Consider the following 20,931-nt stretch of genomic DNA (forward strand, 5'->3'; position numbering starts at 1 on the left):
TATGACTCCCTTTATAGCAGAAATTATAGGCACTTTTTTGTTAATGGTCCTTGGGTGCGGTGTAGTTGCGAACGTTTCGCTTCAAAAAACTTATGGAAATGGATCTGGTTGGATTGTGATCACTACAGGTTGGGCAATTGCCGTTTACACCGGAGTAGTAGTGGCTGGGCCGTACAGCGGTGCCCACATCAATCCAGCTGTCAGTATTGGGTTGGCCGTGGCCGGAAAATTTCCGTGGAACCAAGTTCCAGCATATATTTTAGCACAATTTATTGGAGCCATGTTGGCGGCATTTTGTGTTTGGCTAGTGAACAAAGATCACTTTAGTGCCACTAGCGATGGTGATACCAAAAGAGCCGTGTTTTGTACTGCCCCTGCCATACCCAATACGTCAATTAATCTTTTTTCAGAGTTCTTGGGCACTTTTGTGCTCGTTTTCTCGGTACTTTTTTTTACCGATGCCATGCTGACCACGGATAATACCATTATTGGCCTTGGTTCTTTAGGGGCCCTACCTGTATCCTTAATTGTTTGGGGCATAGGCCTTTCTTTAGGGGGAACAACGGGTTACGCCATTAATCCTGCCAGAGATCTAGGCCCACGGATTGTACATGCGCTATTGCCATTGCAGAATAAAAGCGGGAATAACTGGGGTTATAGTTGGATTCCTGTGGTCGGTCCCATTGCAGGAGCAATTTTAGCCGCCTGGGCCGCTATACTTTTACAGTGAGCCCCTAGGAAGTTATGGCCTGTGCTGCAATATAGGCACCGGTCCATGCATTTTGGAAATTAAATCCTCCCGTAATGGCATCTACGTTTATAATCTCACCTGCAAAGTAAAGATCGGGATGCAACTTGCTTTCAAAAGTTTTAAAATTGATTTCTTTTAAATCCACACCCCCAGCGGTCACAAATTCTTCTTTAAACGTACTTTTCCCCTCTACCTTAAATGCTGAAGCCGTCAATTGTTCTGCCAACGCCCGAAGCTCCATCTTCGAAATATCTCCCCAACGTTTCTCCGGCCCGATTTGTGCAGCTTCCGCCAATCGTTTCCATAATCGTTTGGGCAGTTCGGTGACATTGGTCCGCATCACGGTTTTTTTTGCCTCCACCTCCTTTACTTCCCTTAGGCTGGCTTCCATGGATTCGGTGGTGTATTCCGGCAACCAATTCACCAATATTCTAAAAGAATAATTGTAATCGTTAAGAATATTTGCTCCCCAAGCCGACAATTTTAAAATTGCCGGTCCACTTAATCCCCAATGAGTTATGAGAACGGGGCCTTCTGCATAGAGAAAAGTATTTTGATCTAGCTTACTTTTAAGATTGAGCGATTTTTTATCCGTATGGAATACCTTTTTGGCCAAAACCTCGACCGAGGCGTATGTACTCAAACCTTGAATACCTTTAATTCTATTATCGGAAATATTAAAGGTAAAAAGTGAAGGCACGGGGGGGACGACCTGATGTCCTAATTTTTCCAGAAGCTTCCATATTTTCGGATTACTGCCAGTGGCCAACAATAGTTTTTTTGATCGATAATGCTTGTTCATCGTGGTCACCTGCCACCCCTCTTCTGCTTTATTTATATCTTTTACGGAACTGTTTCTTAAGACTGTTACACCCAATCGGTCCGCCTCTCCTACCAAACAATCAATAATACTTTGGGAGGAATCGCTCTTTGGAAAAACGCGTCCGTCCTCTTCCACTTTCAATGGTACGCCCCGTTCTTCAAAAAAAGCCATTACGTCCATTGGGGCATAGGAATGGAATGGTCCCAAAAGCTCTTTCTCGCCCCGAGGATAGTTGGTCGCCAAATCTTTGGGCACAAACTCCCCGTGGGTAACGTTACAACGTCCACCGCCTGAGATCTTTACTTTGGAAAGAACAGTCTTGCCCCTTTCAAAAATGGCTATTTTCAGATCGGGAGCACGTTCTGCCACTTGAATTGCCGCATAGAAACCTGCCGCTCCACCACCTACTATAATAAGGTCGAACATTAATTCACACGTTCTGGATAATTGGTGATAATACCATCGACCCCAAATTCTGTCATTCTTTGAATGTCTTCGGGTTCGTTAACCGTCCAGGTATATACTTTTAATCCTTCCGATTGGATTTTAGCAGTATTGTTTTGTGTAAGGGTTTTATAATTTGGGTTAATGGCCACGGCATCCAACTCTTTGGCCACTTCCAACGCTTGCAACGGATCTTCGGAGGTCAATACGGCAATTTTAACATCCTTGTTGATCGCTCTCATAGCTTGGAGCTCGTCCCATTTAAAGCTGGAAATAATAAAGTTGTCGATATTCCATCCTTTTTCTTTTACATAAAAGTTGATGGCTTGATTAACCTTATCCGTAGTTCCTGCACCTTTTAGCTCTATATTTAGTGCTACCTTGTTATCTATGAGCTTCAGCACCTCTTGGAGCATGGGAATCTTATGCCCACCGTCCAATACCAGTTGTCGCAATTGAAACATATTATATTCCTCAATGTTTCCGCCGGCGTTGGCAAGCCGGTCTACCTTTTTATCATGAAAGACCACAATCTCGCCACTTTGGATCTTGAATACATCAATCTCGATCATATCCACTCCCAGATCCAAAGCTTTTTGTACCGATGCCAGTGTGTTCTCGGTCTCGTGCCCCATGGCTCCTCGATGTCCAATTACCAATGGTTTTGATTTTGTCATTTCACAACTCGTTAAAAGCCAAATGGCTCCAAGTGCAATAAGTAAGTTTTTTTTCATGATGGTTTGGTTATAGGGTTAAAAATACAATTTGTAATTAAAAAACACTCTTCTTACCCCTTGCAGAAACCCAACTTAACCTAAAATTAAAAAATAGGGCCAACTTGATCGGTCCTATTACTTTAATTTAAAAATATAAGATTGTAGTGGAGCCAAATCCAATTGGATTTGTCCTTGCCCATTTATTACGGAAAGTTTGGGGGAAACTTCTCCATATAAGACCTCGGACAACGGGTAATCACCATCTGTTAGCTCCCATTTTGTGATTACATCTTCCGGTACTTTTAGATTTAAGGAATAGTTTTTTAGGGCATCAAAATTGGAAAGTACTATTAATTTTTCATTGGATGTCCATCTAACGAACGATAGTACTCTGTGATCATAATCCTCCGTATGATCTTTGTTGTAAAAATGAATTTCCTGGTACTCGCCCATCAACGCCTCACTGGATATGGTAAAATTTAACAGGCGTTTGTAAAAATCCCTAAGTTCCCTTTCTTCTTCGGTAAGTTGCCCTCCATCGAACTTTTTATTGTTGACCCACCTTTGGTGATGTGGCACCCCGACATAATCAAAAATCGAAGTCCGGGTCGGGTCACCAAACCCAGCATCTTCCGCCCCGGGCTCACCTACTTCTTGTCCAAAATAGATCATCGTTGGAGAGGTACTGATCGTTGCCGACACTACCATGGCCGGCTTCCCCAATTGTGCATTTCCTGCAAAATCGGGACTTGCGATACGCTGCTCATCGTGGTTTTCCAAAAAATGTAGCATGTGGTGCTCAATATCCGCCATGCCTTTCTGCACTACGGGGATGTGATCTGTCCAACCATACCCCTTCATTATATGTTTTATACTATCGTAGAGCTCGACCTTATCATACAAATAATCCATTTTTCCTTTGTGGATATAATCTCGGTAAAGGGCTGGGTTATAGACTTCTGCCAACAAAAAGGCATCGGGGTTCTTCATCTTAATATTGGAGTTAAGGTAGCTCCAAAACTCCACGGGTACCATTTCGGCCATATCAAACCTGAACCCGTCTACTCCAAAATCCAACCAATATTGGGCAATGTCTTTGAACTTGCCCCAAGAATCCGGGAGTGTTTTGTCCTTCCAGAACTCATAATGTTCTTTATAATCTTTCTCTCGGAACGACTCTGGCAGTTCATCAAAATCTTTTGTACCGTCCGGGCGTACCCCGTAGTTTATTTTTACCGTTTCGTACCAATCGTTGTAGTGTGGTTGTGCCAGTCTGGAGCCGTTACCTGTCCATTTAGCGGGGTTTTCTTCAAACTTGGAGTCGGCCAAATTGTTTTCTTCACCACCAAGTGGCAGGTATCCTTCCTGCCAATCAGGCACTTTAAACGCTTCTCCAGGGATATAATAAAAATTATTGTTTACCGCATATTCTTTTGATGTATCATCGGAGCTTCCAAAATCCTCGACTCCGTCCGGATTGGTCTTTCCTTCATAATTTCTTGCTACGTGATTGGGCACGATATCGATAATGACCTTCATACCTGCGTTGTGCGTACGATCCACCAATGCCTTAAATTCCTCCAATCTTTTTGATGGGTCGATGGCCAAATCCGGATCAACGTTGTAATAATCCTTAACTGCGTATGGGGAACCGGCCCTACCTTTTACCACATCGGGGTCATCATTGGAAATGCCGTATTCTGTATAATCATTGATCACTGCATGATGGGGCACTCCGGTATACCAAATATGGGTAACGCCGAGAGCTTTTATTTCGGTCAAGGCTTTTTCGGAGAAATCGGCAAATTTGCCCACACCGTTTTCCTCTATGTTACCCCATGGTGTATTGGTAGTGTTGGTGTTTCCAAAAAGACGGGTAAATACTTGGTAAACTACTTCTTTCTTTTTCATAGGTTGCGGAGCTGGCTTTGGTTTTTCTTTGCACGATTTTAATGCCGCAATGGCCAAGATCAAGATTAGGCCTTTTGTTGTTCTCATGTTCTAAACAGAAATATTTCTTTGTAGAATTAATGTTCTATGGAATCCCTGATCACCAAGGTGGGCTCCAATATTTTGGTCGTATAGCTTTCTTCCTCAGCTTCGCTCTCTACTTTATCGATAAGCATTTCTGCAGAGACCTCGCCCATCTTTTCCCCGTGTTGGGCCACCACGGATAGACTTGGATTGGCATATTTGGACAGCACGCCGTCGGTAAAGCCGATAAAAGCGATATCCTCGGGAATTCTTAATCCCTTTTCTTGGACCAATCGCATGCTGTAGACCGCAAAAATTTCGTTTACGCACAGAACGGCATCAGGGTTTACCTCGTTCAAAAAGGTTTTGATGGCCTGCTCGTCCATCTCCATGGATGGAAGTTTTAAGATCAACGATTCATCAATACCCAAATTGCTTTCCTGAAGCGCTTTTAGGTATCCCTTTGTTCTTGCCTTGCTTACACTTAGGTAATCGTCGGTGGTGATCAGGGCAATTTTATTTTTTCCTTGGTCAATGAATTTTTGAGTTGCACGATAGGCTCCGAGTTCGTCATCGATAATTACCTTGTCACAGTCGATTTCGTTGGTGATCCTATCAAAAAGAACAACAGGTATGCCTTGGTCAGTAACCTCTTTTAAGTGATTGTAATCACCCTTAGATTGTGTTTCGGAAGATAGTGACATAATAAAACCATCTATACTTCCATTGGCCAACATTTCCATATTGATGACTTCTTTATCAAAAGATTCTTCGGAAAGACAAACAATTACATTATAACCTCTGGCATTGGCATATTTCTCGATACCTCGGATAACGGTAGTAAAAAAATGATGTACAATATCCGGAATCACCACGCCTATATTCTTGGTGCGCTTATTCTTTAAGCTAATGGCTATATTGTTGGGCTTGTAGTTATAAAGTTTGGCAAAAGCCTGTACTTTCTCTTTGGTGTCCCTACTTATCTCTTCGCTGTTCTTGAGTGCTTTGGAAACTGTAGATATGGAAACCTCCAGCTCCCTTGCAATATCCTTTAAGGTAATCTTTGACTTCAACTATACTTGTATTTAGATTGCAATTTCCGTAACCCTAAAAATACTTAATTAAGATGCTGTACGACATAAGAAAATCACCTTTTTTACATCGAACATGTTATAAAATCCTATTGAGGCTTAGCGGCCAAAATTGGCAAAAGCATATAATTTACTATATTAGTGTAAATCTTACTACATTCTTAACCACAGCTCACAAAATTAAGATATACTCAAACCACTATATCCATTTCTGTGAATTCAACATTTCCTAAAGTTATCAACACGAAACCGTTTTCGTGATAAATTACAATATAGTTAAATTTACATTAACCTTTTTTTTATATATGTTTAACACTTGAATTAAATTAACTAAACTTAAAATTAATTATCTATGAAGATTACGCTACTAAAAAGCTTTTTGCTGCTTGGGGCATTTTTATGCTTCGGTTTGGCAAAGGCTCAGACAGTATCAGGTACCGTTTCGGATGCGAACGGGCCGTTACCAGGGGCGAGCGTATTGGTAAAAGGTACTACCAATGGTACGCAGACCGATTTTGACGGTAACTTCACCCTAAACAACGTAGAGGATACCGCCACTTTGGTTTTCAGCTACATTGGTTACAAGACCGCAGAAATTGCGGTGAATGGACAATCTACCATTAATGTAACCTTGGAAGAAGACGCACAAGCTTTGGACGAGGTTGTAATTATTGGCTATGGACAAACAACGGTAAAAGATGCGACCGGTTCAGTTGCCGCCGTAACCTCGGAGGATTTTAACGGTGGTGTTATTGCATCCCCGGAACAGTTGATCCAGGGTAAAACCGCCGGTGTACAGATTACACAGGCCAGTGGTGAGCCCGGCGCCGGAATGAACCTAAGAATTAGGGGCTCCAATTCTATCCGTTCCAACAACAATCCCCTCTTTGTTGTGGATGGCGTGCCATTATCAGGTGAATCCACTACTCCTTCAGGTGGTGATGTAATCAACGGTAGTAATGCAACAAGAAACCCATTGAACTTTATTAACCCCAACGACATCGAAAGTATGTCCATACTTAAAGATGCTTCTGCAACGGCCATTTATGGATCCAGGGGAGCGAACGGGGTAGTTATCATTACCACCAAAAGTGGTAAATCTGGACAAGGCGGTGTTTTTGAATTTAGCTCCAATTTAAGCATTTCCACTCCAGCCAACAGCTATGATCTTTTTGACAGGGATGAATTTTTATCAAAGACCGCTTCAGTAAGAAGTCAAGCAATTGCTGATGCAAATGATTTTGGATACAATACCAATTGGCAAGATTATATTACCAGATCCGTTGCTTCCCAAAACCAAAACCTTTCATATTCCAGAAATTATGGAAGTGGCAATATTAGAGGAACGTTCTCTTACGGAAAGCAATTTGGTGTAATAGAAAAATCAGCACAAGAACGTATTACCGGTAGAATCAATGCAAGTCACCGTTTTCTTGATGACAAATTAAGACTTACATTACAAGCATCCATTTCGCGTGTAAACGATGATGCACCACCAATTAGTGGTACTTCCGGAGCAAGTGGTAACTTGATCGGTGCAGCATACTCTGCGAACCCAACTTGGCCAGCTAATCCAAATTTCTTTTTGGAAGGAAATCAATTAAATCCAGCAAACTATCTTGCCAACTTCCAGTCGGTTACGCACACAGACAGAGCTTTGGTCAACTTTTCAGCTGAGTACGATTTTACTCCGGAATTGACCGGTAAGGTAAGCGTTGGTTACGATGATTCTGATGCGGAGTCTATTTCTTCTATTTCCGGGGACGCAAACAACTTTAACCGGGTAACCGGTAATGGACAAACTGCATACAACACGTTGAATGCGACCAGTAAACTTTTAGAAGCGACGCTGAATTATAAAAAGACTTTTGATAATTCATCATTGGATGTAATTGTAGGTTACTCTTTCCAAGATTTCCAAAGAGAAGGTTTTAACTCACAGGGATGGCAAGCTCCAACCTCTGACTTGAATGAAATGGGAGAGTTGCTGATTGAAGACGTGAACAACATAAGATCAAGCATCAACGGGCCATACCAGCAAGCTGGATACGCCCCAAATGGAAATTTTGTAAACAGCATTAATCCTTTCGAGGATACTGCATCATTGGGAATTTCTTCCGGCGGATACACCTCAGTTTGGGTCGATACCTTTGATAATACTGATGAACTTCAATCTTTCTTTGCAAGAGCAAACTACACTTTGAACGATAAATTTTTGTTCACAGCAACAGTAAGAGCAGACGGTTCCTCAAGGTTTAGTGAAGATAACAGGTACGGATACTTCCCTTCCGGTGCTTTTGCTTGGAAAATTAATGAAGAAGATTTTATAGGTGACAATATCTCAACACTTAAATTAAGAATTGGAGCTGGTGTTACCGGTAACCAGGAAGGCTTGGGATATGCGAACTTCCTAAGAAGAGTTCGTTTCTCCGAACCGAGTATTAGTGATAGTGGTGAAATCTTAAGACCAGGTGCACAAACCGTAGCCGTTCAAAACCCAGATTTAAAATGGGAGTCCACCTTGGATATGAACATTGGTCTTGATTTTGGATTCAACCTAGATCGTTTCAGTGGATCCATTGATTTTTATCGAAAAGAAACCAATGATCTATTGTTTAGACAGGGTGCCGCTGCTCCTGCTGCAGACCCATTTGTTTTCAAAAATTTGGAAGATGGCACAATTATCAACCAAGGGGTTGAAGTCGCCTTGAACTATGATTTTGTGCAAACAGAGGATATTACATTCTCCTCCTCCTTTAACATTGCTTACAACAAAAACAAAGTTGAAGGGTTAAATGGTGTTACCGCCAACTTTGGAGCATTGAACGGGCCTGGACTAACAGACGCTTTTGCCCAAAGATTAGGAGAGGGTAGATCTCTTTTTTCTTTCTACATGGCTGAGTATTCAGAAGATAGCAACGGTAATCCAAACTTTAACCCAGACGAGAAAGATTTTGTAGGAGAAGATGGCCTTCCAGATGTGAACGCAGGTCTTTCCTTAAATCTAAGGGTAAAGAATTGGGATGCATCCGCTTACTTTACTGGTCAGTTCGGTTTCTCCGTATACAACAACACGGCTAACGCCTTTTTGAACAGACCAACTTTTGAAACAACAAGAAATGTTGATCAAAGAGGATTGGAAACTAACATTAGCCAAGAAGTTTCTACATTATACTTAGAGGATGGCGATTTTGTTAGATTGCAGAACGCAAGTGTTGGTTACAATGTGCCGCTTAGCGGACAAGGAGCCATTAAAAGTTTGAGACTTTCACTTACAGGACAAAACTTGTTCTTGATTACAGACTATAGCGGTCTAGACCCAGAGGTATCATCCACCACAGGTGACCTTGGAACAGGTATCCCGAGTGCCAGTATAGATTACACTGCATTCCCGAGACCAAGAACTGTAACATTGGGTATCAACGCTAAATTTTAAAAAAAAAGCAATGAAAAATTTTATTAAACAAACAAACAGATATTTCTCGCTCAGCTTGTGCGTAGGTATTCTGCTAGCTTCCTGTACAGATTTGGAGGTAGAGCCAACGGACTCGCTACTAGACGATGGGTTTACAGGTATACAAACCGCTGAAGCGGCTTCAAGTCAAATTACCGCAATGTACAACGATGCATACGGGTATTTTGGCACACAAGCCAACTTATATGCATTGAACGAAGTTACCACAGATGCCCTTTTGGTACCCACTAGAGGTTCCGACTGGGGGGATAATGGTATATGGAGACAAATGCACCAGCATTCTTGGACTCCGGAACACTCCTATATTTTAGGCGTATGGAACGAATGGAACGGCCTTCAATTACAGGCAAGTGAAGTATTGGATTCAAGATCTGCCTCATCTACCGAATCCATCGGACACGCTTCTTTCCTAAGAGCATTGTCCATGTTCATAATTTTGGACAATTTCGGACAAGTACCTTATAGAGACACAGAAGCTGCTGATCCATTGGCCGATCCGGACGTATTTACCGGGGAAGATGCCATTACATTTATTTTGAGCGATCTGGACACTGCAATTTCTAACCTTCCAGCTTCCTCTGCAGGCGACGATAATTTCAGGGCAACCAAATCAGCCGCTAGATTCCTTAAGGCCAAAGTTCTTTTGAACAGACACATTTACAATGGTTCCGGTTCAGCTGCTTCGGCAGACATGACCGAAGTTATTTCATTAGTGGATGCTATCGAGTCGGACGGATATGAATTGGCTTCTGACTACTTTGACATATTTGTTCCCGGTGGTGATACCGAAACTATCTGGTACGCACAAACATCTGCAGGTACTAGAATTTTTAACACATTGCACTACAACTCAACCGAGTTAGGTGGTGGTGGCTGGAACGGCTTTAGTACACTCGCCGAATTTTACGATTTGTTCGAGGGTGATGCCGACAACAACAGAGGTAACAATGATGGAACCTTACTAGATGGTCAAGAAGAGCGTAGAGGTTTTGTGCCGGTAGAAGGCGGTATTGCCTTCGACGGGACTTACGGTAAGGATGAAAATGATGACGGTATTGTTGATGGGTCCAATGTAGGTTTTGGTTTCCTAGTGGGCCAACAGTACGGACCAAATGGTGCCGCTCTAGAGGACAGAGGTGGTGAGCCACTTTCTTTCACAAGAGAGTTTGTTAGTGCAGTTAATGGACAGCCAAGTCTTGTGGACAACAACGAGGTAACCGGTATCCGTGTGATCAAATACAACCCAAGAGATGGAGAATTTGCCAACCACATAATCTTCTTTAGATATTCCGATGCCTATTTGATGAAGGCTGAGGCCATGTTAAGAAGCGGTGGAGACCCAACTTCTATGGTAAATGAACTAAGAACAGTTAGAGGTGCCGCTCCTCTTGGTTCGGTTACAGAACAAGACCTTTTGGACGAAAGAGCACGTGAACTGTACACCGAAGGATGGAGAAGAAACGATTTAATTCGTTTTGGACAATACACCAAGGACTGGGAATTTAAAGAAGCTGGAGCAGTGGGAGACACTAACCGTCAGTTGTTCCCAATTCCGTCAGCACAACTTATTCTAAACCCAAATTTGGTTCAGAATCCAGGGTACTAACAATCCAAAGTTTAAGCTGTTTTATAAATGGAAAGACCACCGCTCGGTGGTCTTTTCTTTTTTTTAGCACTACTATTAATCAATTATTAATCGTTCTTTAGAAAAAGATTAATCGATAGCGTGCTGTTTCTTGGCCATGAATTAGTTAATTTACCCCTTTGCTACCGAAAAGAAATGAAAGGACCATTCTATATCATTATAGGCATTGTACTTACCGTGTTAAGTTGTGGTAGAGATAAGGACGACACTCTTTTTTTACTAAAAAAATCGAGCCATACAGGAATAAAGTTCACCAATACCCTTACACAGACACCGGACCTCAACATATTGAACTACCTTTATTTTTACAATGGCGCAGGTGTAGCTGCCGGCGATTTTAACGGAGACGGTCTGGTCGATCTTTACTTCACCTCTAATCAAGGCCAGGACAAATTATACTTAAATAAAGGCAACCTTGCTTTTAAAGATGTCACCCAAGAATCCAATCTCGGCAATGAGACCGGATGGACCACAGGGGTAACCCATGCCGACATTAACAACGATGGCCTTTTGGACCTTTACATTTGCAAGGTGGGCGATCACGGGATTATCCGAGGTCAAAACTTACTCTTCATAAATCAAGGAAATAACGAAAATGGCATTCCAACCTTTAAAGAAAGATCCAAGGAATATGGCCTGGATTTTATAGGGTATTCCACCCAAGCTGCATTTTTCGATTATGATCTAGATGGTGATCTGGACATGTACTTAATGAATCATTCCGTAAACCCCAATCGATCCTACGGCAAAGGCAATAAACGTAAAATTGTGGATTCCATGTCCGGGGATGTCCTGTTTAGAAATGATGATGGCAAATTTGTGAACGTATCAAAAGAAGCTGGGATTTTTCAAGGCACCATAGGTTACGGCCTGGGACTTGCAGTAAGCGATATCAACAATGATGGTTTTCCGGATATTTATATCGGCAACGATTTTTTTGAGAACGATTATCTCTACATCAATCAAAAAAACGGCACGTTTAAAGAAATTATTTCTGCAGACAATACAAAATTGGGGCATACCACCCACTTTTCCATGGGAAATGACATTGCCGATGTGAACAACGATGGACTTGCCGATATCCTTTCCTTGGACATGTTGCCCGAGGACTTGGAAACCTATAAAACATCCGGACTGGAACACCCCTACCCAGTTTATCAACAATATTTAAAAAATGGATTTGCACCACAGTTTATGCAGAATACACTTCATTTAAATCTGGATGGTGAAAATTTCGGGGAAATAGCCAATTTAAGTGGCATAGATGCCACAGAATGGTCTTGGGGAGCCCTATTTGCGGATTATGATAACGACGGACATAAAGACCTTTTTATATCCAACGGCATACAGGGCGTAACCAACGATATGGATTATATAAATTACATATCCAATAAAGAGATCCAACAGAATATAGAAAAAGGCCTGTCCGACAAGGACATGAAACTTATAGACCGTTTGCCCAAAAAGAAGGTTCAAAACTATTTTTTTAAAAATGGAGGAAGCGCCAATTTTAAAAATGTAACCGAACTTTGGAGTCCTGCCTCACCCTCTTACAGTAACGGATGTGTGTATGCAGATTTGGATAACGATGGTGACTTGGAAATTATCGTAAACAACGTTAACCAAGAAGCCTTTATGATGGAAAACACCCTGAAAAACGGGAACTATCTTAAAATCAAATTTAAGGGGAGCAACAAAAATACCTTCGGTATTGGTGCAAAGGTAATTTTGCACAACAAAAATAGGATATCCGTTCAAGAAAATATTGCCACTCGCGGGTTTATGTCCGCAAAGGACAATAGCCTAAATTTTGGTATCGGAAACGATACAATAATCGATTCCATTCAAATTGTATGGCCCAAAGGCAAGTTCCAAACATTGCACAAAGTCGATGCCAACCAAGTGCTGAAGGTTTCGTATGCCAATGCATCAGGCAACTATTATAAAAATACAGAAACCAAGGGCACATCGGATTATATATCCTCTCCCACTCAACTAAATTTTAAGCACAAAGAATACCCTAGTCTGGATTTTGACCGGAACCCGCTCACACCCTTTGCCTACTCCAACGAAGGTCCGTCCACGGCGGTGGCCGACATAAATAACGATGGTTTGGACGATCTTTTTATATGTGGGGGGAAAAAACAAGCATCAAAATTATATCTACAGGATAAAACAGGCAACTTCTATGAACACCAACCGGAGCTTTTCGAAAAAGATGCCATCAACGAAGATATTGACCAAGTATTTGCCGACATTGATGCTGACGGAGACCTAGACCTGATCGTTGTTAGCGGAGGCAACGAATTTACCAATGGCAAGCCACTTCAACCAAGGTTGTACCGGAACATAAAGGGCCAATTCTCCAAAGAGGATAACACATTCAATGAAATTGAAATAAATGCATCTAAAATAGATGCCGTGGACTTTGATAACGATGGGGATCTAGACCTTTTCATCGCCTCAAATGCAGTACCGACAAAATTTGGTACAAAAAGCAATCAATTTCTTTTGGAAAATGACGGCAAAGGCAATTTTAGGAATATCACCACCGAGTTTGCACCCAACTTGTCATCTTTGGGCAACATAAAAGATTTTGCCTGGAAGGACATCGACAAAAACGGCTTCCCAGACCTTATTGTGGCAGGCCACTGGATTCCGATAAGCATATACCTGAACAATGGCAAGCAACTTTTGCCCCAAGCAAATAACGGCCTTGCCCATACGAACGGTTGGTGGAACTGCATTGAACTCGGCGATATGGACAATGATGGTGATTTGGACATCCTTGCAGGTAATTGGGGATTGAACACCAAATTTTCGGCATCGGTCAGCAAACCCATCACACTGTACATAAACGATTTTGATAACAACGGCTCCATAGAAACCGTGGTAACACATTACCATGGTGATCGAGAAACAGCTTTTGCATCCAAGGACGAACTCTCCAAACAAATGCCATTTTTAAACAAAAAATTCCTTTTCTATAAAGATTTTGCAAAGGCCTCTTTGGAAGAGCTGTTCGGTGAAGAAAAGTTACAGCAAGCAACAAAAAGACAGGTGTACATGCTGGGTACCTCCTATTTTGAAAATGATGGCAACAACAGCTTTACGTTGAAGCCCCTGCCACGACTGGTCCAATCTTCCTCCGTGAACGATATCCACTTGGCAAAAAACAATAAAGAAAAGATTAATGAAATATTAATGGTCGGCAATAATTTTGAGATAAGCACCCAACTTGGTAGATTGGATGCTTCGCACGGGTTTTTATTGACGAACAATGAGCAGGGCAATATAACCTGGAAGCAAAGTCTGGGCATTTCCGGTGCTGCCAGAAAAATTAAAAGAATTAATAGAAACGGAAACACTGGATTCATCATTACGATGAACAATGAAGCTCCCATTTTTTTGGTCAAAAATAGCGATAGATGAAACTAAAATATACAACTGCGATTATATTTATATTGGGTCTGGTATCTTGTAACAACAAAAAGAATGACAGTCCCCAAGAAGAACAAAAGATAGAAACCTTATTTACTCTTTTGGAACCCGAGGAAACAGGTATCTCCTTTATCAACAAAGTAGAAAACCAGAAGAACTTCAATATTTTCAAGTATCGGAATTTTTATAATGGTGGAGGTGTGGCCATTGGGGATATAAACAACGATGGCCTACAGGATATTTACCTAACCGGCAACATGGTGTCCAACAGACTTTACCTGAACAAGGGCAACATGCAGTTTGAGGACATCTCGGAAAAAGCTGGTGTTTTAGGCAATAAACCCTGGTCCACCGGAGTGGTAATGGTGGACATAAACAACGATGGGTTAATGGATATTTATGTCTGCAACGCAGGGAATATGGAAGGCAATAACCACGACAACGACCTCTACATCAATAACGGGGATCTAACGTTTACCGAAAAAGCAGAAGAGTACAATCTTGCCAAAACGGGCTTCACCACACACGCTTCCTTTTTTGATTATGACAAGGATGGTGATTTGGATGCCTATATTTTGAACAATAGCAATATCCCAGTGAGTAGTTTAGGGTATGCCGAGCAACGCGAAGTCAGGGCCCAGGATTGGGAAGGTGTTCCGGACATTTTTAAAGGAGTTGGTGATATGTTGTTGAGGAACGATAACGGAAAATTCGTAGATGTAAGCGAAGAGGCAGGCATCTACGGTAGCTTGATCGGTTTTGGCCTTGGTGTAATGGTCACCGATTTCAACGGCGACATGTACCCCGATATTTATGTATCCAACGACTTTTATGAGAGAGACTACCTCTATATTAATCAAAAAAACGGGACATTTTCGGAAGAGATCAAAGATTGGACGTCACATTTAAGCCTTTCCGCAATGGGTATCGATGTAGCCGACATTAATAACGACGGTCTCAACGATATTTTTATTACGGACATGCTACCAGAGGAAGAGTCTCGGGTAAAATCCGTTATGGAGTTTGAAGGGTACAATATTTTTGATTTAAAGAAAAGTAAGGATTTTGGACAACAATACATTCAAAACACCTTACAATTGAACAACGGAAACGGCACGTTCTCGGAAGTGGCGTACTACAGCGGAGTAGATGCCACGGATTGGAGCTGGGCCGGTCTTATGTTCGATATGGACAATGATGGCCTCAAAGATATATTTATAACCAACGGTATTAATCATGATCTTACCGATTTGGACTTTGTGGACTTTTTTGCCAACGAAATCGTTCAAAAAATGGCACTTACGGGCAAAAAAGAGTCGATTGATTCCATCATAAGTAGAATGCCCATAAAACCGCAGCCCAACTATGCGTACAAAAACAATGGGGACATTACCTTTAAAAACGCAAACAAAGATTGGGGATTTGATCTTCCCTCCCGCTCCAATGGGGCCGCATATGCAGATTTGGACAACGATGGGGATTTGGACCTGGTCATAAATAATGTAAACACTCCGGCCTTTGTCTATAAAAACAATACCGATTCTCAATTGGCCCATAACTACATCCAACTAAAGTTTAAGGGACCAAAAAATAACCCCTTTGGCATTGGAACTTTGGCCAAAATCTATTTTGATGGAAATATAATTAACCAGGAATTAATTCCTTCCAGAGGCTTTCAGTCCTCGGTACAGTACGATATGACCTTTGGTCTTGGAAAGACCGAAGCTCTGGATTCCATTAGGGTTATTTGGCCGGACAACCAGACCCAAAAATTTGAAAATACGGAAGCAAATCAAGTATTGACCGTGGATTATACCAATGCAATGGAAATCTATAGTCTTCCGAAAAATAAAGCTGTAAAATCTTTTCTCAAGAAATTAAGTTCCGATGCGGTCAAGGCACACAAGGAAGATAATTACAACGACTTTGACTACGAAGGATTGATCTCCCACAAAGTATCCCAAGAAGGTCCATCACTGGCCGTTGCCGATGTTAATGGCGATGGCAACGAAGATTTTTATATCGGCGGCGCCAAAGGGCAGCCGGGCACCTTGTACATTCATCAAGGAAACGGCAAGCTTACGGCCAAAAAGGCAACCGCTTTTGAAGAAGACCGGGAGTTCGAGGATGTGGCCGCATCATTTTTTGATGCAGATGGAGATGGAGACCTCGACCTAGTGGTTGGCTCAGGAGGCAACGTAGTCAGTATGGAGCGCACTTATAAGGCACGGCTATATGTAAACGATGGAAAAGGAAATTTTTCAAAATCCAAGAACGAACTACCCTCCACATTTAAAAATATTTCCACAATTTCTACTTACGATTACGACAACGATGGAGATGTGGATATTTTTATTGGGTCTCGAAGTGTTGTTGGAGTATACGGCATCTCTCCAGACCACCTGCTTCTCGAAAACATGGGAGATGGCACTTTTAACAATGTTACGGAACGTTTGGGGTACGACCTAAAAAATGCCGGAATGGTTACCGACTCCAAATGGGAAGATCTAGATGGAGATGGCAAAAAAGACCTAATCGTAACCGCCGAATGGGACACCCCGAAAATCTATAAAAACACAGGTCGAAGATTGACTAAAATGACCACCTCTTTGGACAGTTTGTACGGATGGTGGAACACCGTGGAAACGGCCGATCTAGATGGAGATGGAGACCAAGATCTTATTTTGGGCAATCAGGGTCTGAACCTGCATTACAAACCAACCGAGTATTCGCCAATGAAATTATACATCAACGATTACGATAACAATGGTACCATTGAACAGATTATGACGATCCAAGAAAATGGTGGGGACTATCCAATTCATCAAAAAAGAGAACTTACCGACCAACTACCTTCACTAAAAAAACAAAACCTAAAGGCGTCGGACTATGCACAAAGGACCATTCATCAACTTTTCCCTAAAGAGATCATGGATAAATCGATTGTAAAAAGAGTAGAAACTTCAGCCTCTGTGATCGCAATTAACGAAGGTGGGGGCAAATTCACTATAAAAAAGCTGCCACCGCGAGTACAACTATCCTGTGTTTGTGATATTATGTGTACCGATGTCAACAATGATGGCAATTTAGATTTGATTATGGCAGGGAACAACTACGAATTTAAACCCCAATTCTCTCGATTGGATGCCAGTCAAGGCAACCTATTGCTGGGGGACGGAAATCTAAACTTTGATTGGCAAGATTATGAGACCAGTGGTTTTAAGATCAGGGAAGAAGTTAAATATCTTAAACAGTTCAAAGATAAAAACGGTAAAATTTATGTGATTGCCGCCATAAACAACAACAAACCTAAGATCTTTGCTGTAAATGAATAGGCTTATATCCATATTGTTTATTTTGGTTGTTCTGGGTTCTTGCAAAAAAGAGGGCAGCCTTTTTAACAACCCGGAGGCACATAAAACCGGGGTAACATTTACCAATGCCCTGACCCCTACCAACGACCTGAGCATTTTGGACTACCTCTATTTTTATAATGGAGGAGGCGTATCCGTCGGAGATATAAACAACGACGGTCTGCCCGATATTTTTTTTACTGGAAATCAGGTGAAAAACAAACTATACCTGAACAAGGGCGACCTTAAGTTCGAAGATATTTCCGTCAGTGCGGGAGTACAAGGCAACAGTTCTTGGAATACCGGGACTACCATGGCCGATGTGAACGGGGACGGGTTTCTGGACATTTATGTATGTGCCGTGGTCGGCATCAATGGATTTAACGGTTTTAACGAGCTGTACATTAATAATGGGGACAATACATTTACCGAAAGTGCGGCCAAATACGGACTGGACTTCGATTCCTACAGTTCCAATGCAGCTTTTTTCGATTATGACCTGGATGGCGACCTGGACCTCTACCTCCTTAACCATGCCGTGCACACCCAAAACTCTTTTGGTCGTTTTGATCTAAGGTACGAACGCCGTTACGAAACAGGCGACAAACTTTTACGAAACGACAATGGAACTTTTACCGACGTAAGCGAAGAAGCAGGAATCTACGGAGGAATCAACGGTTATGGCCTTGGATTGGCCATTGCTGACTTTAATCAAGATGGATATCCCGATATTTATGTAGGCAACGATTTTCATGAGGATGACTACTATTACCTCAACAATGGAGATGGCACCTTTACCGAGAGCCTAAAAAAATACTTTGGTCACACTTCAAGGTTTTCCATGGGGAGCGATGTAGCCGATATCAACAACGATGGTAGGCCGGATTTACTTTCTTTGGATATGTTGCCAGAAGACGAAGTGGCCCTAAAATCCTCCGAAGGGGATGATAATATACAAACCCAAAAAATGCGAATAGAACGCTTCGGGTATCATTACCAGTTTACCAGAAATATGTTGTTCGTTAACCAACCTGACGGCAATTTTATGGAAACGGCCTTAATGAGCGGCATTGCAGCGACCGACTGGAGCTGGAGCGCCCTTTTTGGTGATTATAACCTAGATGGCCAGCAGGATGTATTTATTTCCAACGGGATTCCCAAAAGGCCCAACGACCTCGACTTTATCAAGTTTGTCTCCAGTGAACAGATCCAGGGCAAAATGGACAATACCAAGTTAGTGGACCAGCAAGCCTTAGCTTTAATGCCTTCGGGAAATGTTCACAATTATGTGTTCAAAGGAGGTAAAGACCTGTTATTCGACGACATGTCGGACAAATGGATCAACAAAGACACCTTAATTTCCGGAGCAACTGCCGTGGCAGACCTCGATGGTGATGGTGACCTGGATTTGGTAACGAACAACATTAATCAACCCGCCTCCCTTTACATCAATAAAACCAACGGCAAGGGCAATTATATAAAACTAAGGTTCGATTACACCAAAAACAATACTTTTGGAATCGGGACCAAGGTATATTCCTATTCCAAGAACGGACTTCAGTTCAAAGAACTTTTCCCGACCCGTGGGTTTCAGGCATCTTCGGAGCCCATGATTCATTTTGGTTACAAAAATGAAGAGCAAATCGACTCCATAAAAATTATTTGGCCGAACAAAACCTATCAAGTTCTGCCGGATGTAGCTGCCAACCAAACCATAACCATCAAACCAGAAAATACCAGGCCTTTCGACTATAGATCGTTGCATAAGCCGGTAAAACAATTATTTGAACCTGTAGCCAACACTTTGGGATTGGATTATTACCACGTGGAAGACAACTATACGGACTTTAATAGGGAAAAGCTGATTCCTTACCAAATCTCCGATCGGGGTCCGGCCATGGCGATTGGAGATCTTAACGGTGATGGCAAGCAAGATATTTTCCTAGGTGGATCCAAGTATAAATCCGCAAAAATTTATATTCAAAAAGACACCTCCTTTATAGATCAAAAGTTTGCCGATCTCCAAAAAGATTCCATTCAAGAAAATATTTCGGCCGCGATTGCCGATTTTAACAATGATGGTGAGAACGATTTAATCGTAAGTTCCGGTGGTGGGGATTTTTTCGGAAAAGCAAGTCCGTTGTTGGATGCATATTACCAGAAAAAGGACACGGTTTTTACATTGATCACCTTGCCGGAAAAATATCAAAATTCATCCGTTGTCCGTCCTTTTGATTTCGATGGGGACGGTGATCTGGATGTTTTCATAGGTGGACATACAATTACAGCGAAATTCGGAGCGCCAGCCAGTTCCTACTTGCTCGAAAATGAAAACGGCATTTTTACGGTGAACACTTCCTTTGAAACCCATTCCAAAGGAATGGTGACCGATGCCATATGGAGTGACTTCGACGGAGACAACATAACCGACCTTATAATTGTTGGAGAATGGATGTCCCCTAAATTCTTGAAAAACCAAAACGGCACGTTCACAGAAATAAAACAGGAAAATCTTTCCGGGCTTTGGCAAACTATTGAAGCATTTGACATCGATGCAGATGGAGATATGGATTATCTGCTTGGCAATTGGGGCACCAACTCTAAATTTAAAGCTTCGTCCAAGTATCCCATGAAATTGTTTTTTAACGATTTTGACAAGAATGGCCAGACCGAAACGGTTACGGCAATGCAAAAAAATGGCAACTATTACCCTTTGGAGACTTTGGATGGACTGGCATCTCAAATGGTCTTTCTTAAAAAGAAATATACTACCTATGCTTCTTTTGCCGGGCAAACCATGGAAGACATATTTGGCAAGGAAGCATTGGAGGAAGCCGCCATATTAGAAGTGAGCACGCTAAAATCGGGATATCTGAGAAATGAAGACGGGAATTTTGTTTTTGTTCCCTTTGCCAACCAACTTCAAGTGGCACCAATAATGTCTTTTCTGGTAGACGATTTTGATGGTGACGGCACATCCGAAGTTTTGGTCGGTGGCAATTATTTTGGTGTAAAACCATATCACGGCAGACTGGATTCTTTCCCTGGCGCCCTACTAAAAAGTGAGAACGAAATTATAATGGGCAATCAGTTGGGCTTGGATTTCACCAAAAAATCCATTCGACACCTTCAAACTATTAGTATAAACAACCAAAAATATCTGTTGGCAGTATTCAACAACGATAAACTACAAGTCTATAAAATCAACAAATAAGCAA

At 41.9% G+C, this 20,931-nt stretch carries 10 protein-coding genes; 6 read left to right on the forward strand and 4 right to left on the reverse strand.

Annotated features, from left to right (window positions below; all coding sequences use genetic code 11):
- The first annotated feature begins 1 nt into the window (after position 1).
- The gene (locus tag ABTP35_RS04775) at positions 2–730 is read left to right on the forward strand and encodes an MIP/aquaporin family protein (protein WP_293298876.1); all 729 of its coding nucleotides are present in this window, start codon (positions 2–4) and stop codon (positions 728–730) included.
- A 4-nt stretch (positions 731–734) separates the two neighbouring features.
- On the opposite strand, the gene ABTP35_RS04780 is transcribed toward ABTP35_RS04775, so the two are convergent.
- From ABTP35_RS04780 to ABTP35_RS04795, 4 genes are all read right to left on the reverse strand, one after another.
- Positions 735–2,000, reverse strand: a complete 1,266-nt coding sequence (locus ABTP35_RS04780; RefSeq protein ID WP_293298873.1) for an NAD(P)/FAD-dependent oxidoreductase — start codon at positions 1,998–2,000, stop codon at positions 735–737.
- Positions 2,000–2,752 carry a glycerophosphodiester phosphodiesterase gene (locus ABTP35_RS04785; RefSeq protein WP_224836299.1) on the reverse strand — a complete coding sequence of 251 codons (753 nt, stop codon included), beginning with the start codon at positions 2,750–2,752 and terminating at the stop codon, positions 2,000–2,002. Before ABTP35_RS04785 ends, ABTP35_RS04780 begins: the two co-directional genes overlap by 1 nt.
- 117 nt (positions 2,753–2,869) lie before the next feature.
- Positions 2,870–4,732, reverse strand: coding sequence for an alpha-amylase family glycosyl hydrolase (locus ABTP35_RS04790; protein ID WP_293298869.1), 1,863 nt, complete (start codon positions 4,730–4,732; stop codon positions 2,870–2,872).
- Positions 4,733–4,761: 29 nt separating this feature from the next.
- Positions 4,762–5,781: a LacI family DNA-binding transcriptional regulator gene (locus ABTP35_RS04795; RefSeq protein WP_293298866.1), complete on the reverse strand. Its 1,020-nt coding sequence runs from the start codon at positions 5,779–5,781 to the stop codon at positions 4,762–4,764.
- A gap of 370 nt (positions 5,782–6,151) precedes the next feature.
- Between ABTP35_RS04795 and ABTP35_RS04800 the strand changes: the two genes are divergently transcribed.
- The 5 genes from ABTP35_RS04800 to ABTP35_RS04820 all read left to right on the forward strand — a co-directional run bounded on the left by ABTP35_RS04800 (position 6,152) and on the right by ABTP35_RS04820 (position 20,927).
- Positions 6,152–9,235, forward strand: coding sequence for a SusC/RagA family TonB-linked outer membrane protein (locus ABTP35_RS04800; RefSeq protein WP_293298863.1), 3,084 nt, complete (start codon positions 6,152–6,154; stop codon positions 9,233–9,235).
- A 10-nt stretch (positions 9,236–9,245) separates the two neighbouring features.
- A complete protein-coding gene (locus tag ABTP35_RS04805) occupies positions 9,246–10,880 on the forward strand; it encodes a RagB/SusD family nutrient uptake outer membrane protein (protein ID WP_293298860.1) in 1,635 nt (544 codons plus the stop codon).
- 174 nt (positions 10,881–11,054) lie between these two features.
- Entirely contained in the window at positions 11,055–14,351 is a 3,297-nt protein-coding gene (locus ABTP35_RS04810) for a VCBS repeat-containing protein (RefSeq protein ID WP_375334469.1), read from the forward strand.
- Positions 14,348–17,695, forward strand: coding sequence for an FG-GAP-like repeat-containing protein (locus ABTP35_RS04815; RefSeq protein WP_293298854.1), 3,348 nt, complete (start codon positions 14,348–14,350; stop codon positions 17,693–17,695). The genes ABTP35_RS04810 and ABTP35_RS04815 overlap by 4 nt, the downstream gene beginning before the upstream one ends.
- Positions 17,688–20,927, forward strand: coding sequence for a VCBS repeat-containing protein (locus ABTP35_RS04820; RefSeq protein ID WP_293298851.1), 3,240 nt, complete (start codon positions 17,688–17,690; stop codon positions 20,925–20,927). Before ABTP35_RS04815 ends, ABTP35_RS04820 begins: the two co-directional genes overlap by 8 nt.
- The last annotated feature ends 4 nt before the right edge of the window (positions 20,928–20,931 follow it).

Source organism: Flagellimonas alginilytica (genome assembly GCF_042134605.1).
Classification (GTDB): domain Bacteria; phylum Bacteroidota; class Bacteroidia; order Flavobacteriales; family Flavobacteriaceae; genus Flagellimonas; species Flagellimonas alginolytica.

Bases quoted from the DNA above. Each gene is read 5' to 3' on its own strand.
- ABTP35_RS04775 (WP_293298876.1), top strand. From the start codon at position 2: ATGACTCCCTTTATAGCAGAAATTATAGGCACTTTTTTGTTAATGGTC.
- ABTP35_RS04780 (WP_293298873.1), bottom strand. From the start codon at position 2,000: ATGTTCGACCTTATTATAGTAGGTGGTGGAGCGGCAGGTTTCTATGCG.
- ABTP35_RS04785 (WP_224836299.1), bottom strand. From the start codon at position 2,752: ATGAAAAAAAACTTACTTATTGCACTTGGAGCCATTTGGCTTTTAACG.
- ABTP35_RS04790 (WP_293298869.1), bottom strand. From the start codon at position 4,732: ATGAGAACAACAAAAGGCCTAATCTTGATCTTGGCCATTGCGGCATTA.
- ABTP35_RS04800 (WP_293298863.1), top strand. From the start codon at position 6,152: ATGAAGATTACGCTACTAAAAAGCTTTTTGCTGCTTGGGGCATTTTTA.
- ABTP35_RS04805 (WP_293298860.1), top strand. From the start codon at position 9,246: ATGAAAAATTTTATTAAACAAACAAACAGATATTTCTCGCTCAGCTTG.
- ABTP35_RS04810 (WP_375334469.1), top strand. From the start codon at position 11,055: ATGAAAGGACCATTCTATATCATTATAGGCATTGTACTTACCGTGTTA.
- ABTP35_RS04815 (WP_293298854.1), top strand. From the start codon at position 14,348: ATGAAACTAAAATATACAACTGCGATTATATTTATATTGGGTCTGGTA.
- ABTP35_RS04820 (WP_293298851.1), top strand. From the start codon at position 17,688: ATGAATAGGCTTATATCCATATTGTTTATTTTGGTTGTTCTGGGTTCT.